The sequence below is a fragment of the Kutzneria sp. 744 genome (assembly GCF_000568255.1).
Lineage (GTDB): Bacteria > Actinomycetota > Actinomycetes > Mycobacteriales > Pseudonocardiaceae > Kutzneria.
Window position 1 is genome coordinate 2,095,689 of record NZ_KK037166.1, and the last position, 3,355, is coordinate 2,099,043.

Here is a 3,355-nt window from a genome sequence, read left to right on the forward strand (position 1 = left end):
TGCGGTGCCCACGCAGGGTCCGCTCCTCGGAGAAGCCGGACAGCTCGTGCAGGTGCACGGACCCGTCCAGGGCCCCGCTGGCCAGCAGGGTCCGGTCCGGCAGCAGCACGGACGTCAGCGCCCACACCGCGCTGGACCGCACGGACTGCAGCTCGTCGGTCTGGTACGTGACCGGGTCGGCGAGCCGGATCGTGCCGTCCACGCCGCCGCTGGCCAGCTGCACCCGTCCGTCGACCTCGACCGCGGCCAGCGCCCACACCTCCCCGGTGTGGTGGCTGAACCGGTGCTCGACGCCGTCCCGGGCCGTGCGCGGGTTCCACAGCCGCACTGTGCTGTCGGCGCTGCCGCTGGCCAGCAGGTCGCCGTGCGGGGTCGACACCACCGCCAGCGTGCGGATGGTGCTGACGTGCCCGACGAACGAGTTGACCAGGGCGCCGGTGCGCGGGTGCCACAGGTGGATCATGCCGTCCGCGCCGCCGCTGGCCAGCAGCGACTCGCCCTCGACCGTGATGGTGGTCAGCGCCCACACCGTGCTGCGGTGGGCCTGGATGGTGCGCAGCACCGTGCTGGTCTCCGGGTCCCACAGCCGGATGGTGCCGTCGGCGCCGCCGCTGGCCAGCAGCTCACGGCCGCCGACCTCCACCGGCGCCAGCGCCCACACCCGGCCGCCGCGGCGCACCAGGGTGCGCAGCCGCTGCCCGCTCTCCGGGTCCCAGAGCTGGATCATCGACCCGGATCCGGTGCCGGCCAGACACATCCGGCCGCCGACGCGGACCGTGGCCAGCGCCCACACCTCGCCCTCCAGGAACCGGCTCTCCCGGCGCAGCGCGCCGGAGTCCAGGTCCCAGGTGCGGACGATGCCGTCCACGCCGCCGCTGGCGATCAGGTCGTGATCGCCGTCGGCCCCGGGCACGGCGGCCAGCACCCGGACCGGGCCGGTGTGGCCCTCCAGGTTGAGCACGGTCTGGCCGCTGGCCACGTCGATCAGCCGCACCGCGCCGTCGGCACCCCCGCGGGCCAGCAGCGACCGGCCGCCCGAGCGGATCTCGGTCAGCACCCACACCGGCCCCTGGCTGTCCGGCTCGCCGACGTGCGAGTCGTCGCCCGGGAACGGCGGCGGCGGGAAGCGGAGCACCTCCGGCGGCGTGGTGCGCACCGGACGGGCCGCCACGCGGCCGAGGCAGTCCACAATGGCGTTGAGCGCCGTGCGGGCGTCCTTGCCCTCGAAGGTGACCCCGTCGATCCGGTCCACCATCTCGGCCATCAGCAGCCCGGCGTGCACGGTCACCGCCAGCACCCGGCCCCGGCTGTCGGGGCTGTCGATCAGCGCCTGCAGCCACGCCTCCCCGGCGTAGGGCAGCGCGACCGTGCTCGCGGAGATCACGGTGATGACGTACCGGCCGTTCTCCAGCGCCTCCGCCGCGAGCCGGCGCAGACCGTCCGGGGTGGAGGCCTCGGACAGCGGCCTGATCACGACGGCGTAGCCGAGGCGGTCCAGCTCCCAGCGCAGCCATTCCGCCCAGGCGAAGTCCCGGGGGTGGTAGCTGAGGCAGATCTGCGTCGCCATCCGCTCCGTGCGCTCAGCTTCCTCGGCCACCACCTCCCCATCGGGAATCTGCACTGTTGTTTCCGAGCCGTCCAATGTGGTCAGTTCCACCATGGACGGGGACGACTCGTCCTCGGTCGCCGGAGCCAGTCGGCTCCAGCGCTTGGCCGCCTGCGAATAGGGCGGCCCCAACGCCTCCAGCACCGTCTTGAGCACCTGGGCGAACGCGATGCTGTCGGTGGACAGCCGCGGGCCGTCGTGGCCGAACGGATCGGCCAGCATGGCCGCGAAGTCCAACGGCTGCCCCATCCGGCTGCCGACGAACCGCGACACCTCGCCGAAGACCCGCACGGCCTCGTCCCGGCGCAGTGTGCCCAGCAGCGTTTCCCTGACTCCCTTGCGGAAGTCGTACTGCACCTGGTCCGGGTCCTCGTGGGCCCGCTCGTCCCCGACCCGGTGCAGCAGTTGTCCCAGAAACACCTCGGCCAGGTGCGCCGGTCCGGATTCCGGCAGCATCGTGGCCTGCACCAACCTCATCACCGGCAGACTCAGCGGAGCTGTCGCCAAGTACGCGGCAAGTCGGAAGGCCGTGGGAGACGCCGTGGCCCGGAAGGCCTGCACGAGATCGAGCGGGCCGTCCGGCGGGGTGTCGACCATCCACTCCGGACGGGCCCCGACCTCTCCCCCTGCCAGTACTACCACACCGTCGACCCAGCCGCGGTTCTCTCCGGCCAGCAACGACGCCCATCGGCCTATCCACCTGGGATCCAGCTCCATGATGGGCACCGGGATCCCTGTCATGGGCGGTGCACCGAAACCCTGATTTCGTTGCACGAACTCAAAACGCCGGAACGGCAGCCCCGACTCGAAGGCCCGCAGCCGGACCGGCACCGGCACCACGGCGGTGCGATGCCACAGCCGCTGCGGCAGCGGCTGCACGATCGCCACCGACCCCGACTTCGACCACAGGGCCAACAACCGTGACATGGCCCCGGAAAGCCAGGCCTCGCCGACGCAGTCGCTCAGCATGAGCACAAGCCGACGACCGCTCGGATCGATGAGCTCACGGGCACTGCGGCTCGGCGAGCCGGGCCGCTGGAGCCGCGGGTCGTCGGCACGGCTGTCCATCTCCCACACGCGCACGTCCCGGAACGCCCCCATACGCTCCAACAACACCCGCAGCTCCGCCGCCGCGCGCCGCCAGATGCGCATGGACGGCCCGGAGTCGACAACCAGCGCGACCTCCAGCCACCGCGTCATCTCCGGCTGGAACTCCGGCAGCCACAGCCCCGTGTCCGCGATGTGGTCGGCCGTGTCCTGCTCGTTGACGACAGGCGGTGCGGATCGGGCACGCGCCGCTTCAACGGCCGCAGCGCCCGCGACAGCCGCAGCGTGTCCGGCAGCGCCGGCGCCGCGGGGCTCAGCAGCGTCAGGGCGCTCATGCCGTCGCCGTGGCCGCCACGCCCCGGCAGGTGCATGGACGCCGACGACGCCGGCACCTCCGTGGCCCCGGGCGACGGCCGTGAACCCAAGCGCCGCTTGGGTTCCGTCACGCCGCCGGGCGACGCCTGCTCCTCCGGCTCCACGGGCGGCGGCAGCGGCTCCCGCTCCGGCAGCGGCTCGCCCGCGCGCGCGGGACGGCCGTCGCCGAGGAAGCCGGCCAGCCAGACGGCGTCGGCCAGCTCCTCGCCGGTGACCTCCACTCCGGCCGCCGCCAGCGCGTCGACGAGCCGTTCGAGCCTCATTGGCCCGGCTGGCTGAGCGGCCGCAACAAGGCGTCGAGCAGCCGGGCCCGGGTCTCCTCGGGCG

The 3,355-nt window shown here is 73.3% G+C and carries 2 protein-coding genes; both read right to left on the minus strand.

What is annotated here, in order from left to right:
* The coding region (locus tag KUTG_RS53170; protein ID WP_369794627.1) for an SAV_2336 N-terminal domain-related protein at positions 1-2,848 on the minus strand (2,848 nt) is incomplete at its 3' end.
* Complete coding sequence (locus tag KUTG_RS53175; RefSeq protein ID WP_052394256.1) at positions 2,803-3,291, minus strand: hypothetical protein; 489 nt, start codon at positions 3,289-3,291, stop codon at positions 2,803-2,805. The genes KUTG_RS53175 and KUTG_RS53170, both read right to left, overlap by 46 nt.
* Positions 3,292-3,355 lie beyond the last annotated feature (64 nt).